1 protein-coding gene is annotated in these 359 nt (G+C 59.6%); it reads right to left on the reverse strand.

Annotated features, from left to right (window positions below; all coding sequences use genetic code 11):
• A partial coding sequence (locus D779_RS20755) for a transposase (protein ID WP_157726504.1) occupies positions 1 to 359 on the reverse strand: 359 nt, incomplete at both ends.

Consider the following 359-nt stretch of genomic DNA (forward strand, 5'->3'; position numbering starts at 1 on the left):
CTGCAGGGTGATGAGGCGCTGAAGGAGGTCGAGTCCATAGCGAAAGAAGCTGAACTGAGGGCGCTCGAGTGTTTTTTTTGGCGAATCGGCTGTTGCTCGTGCGCCCAGACACCGGCATGAACCGCCCACAGGGTGGTGAGCGTCAGCAGCGCGAACAGTCGCTCGAGGCGCTCGGGCTTGGTGAGATGGGTCTCTTCGAGGTGGAACCCGTGCGATTTCAAGGCGGCAAACAGGGTTTCGATGGTCCAGCGCTGGGCATACTCCTCAATGGCCTGGCGGCTGTAGGACTCGCTGACGATGAGCAGCCATTCATTGGTTTCCAGGCGTTTGGCACTGAGAAAGACCTTCTGCCCCCAGAG

It is taken from the genome of Imhoffiella purpurea, from assembly GCF_000585215.1.
GTDB classification, from domain to species: Bacteria; Pseudomonadota; Gammaproteobacteria; order Chromatiales; family Chromatiaceae; genus Imhoffiella; species Imhoffiella purpurea.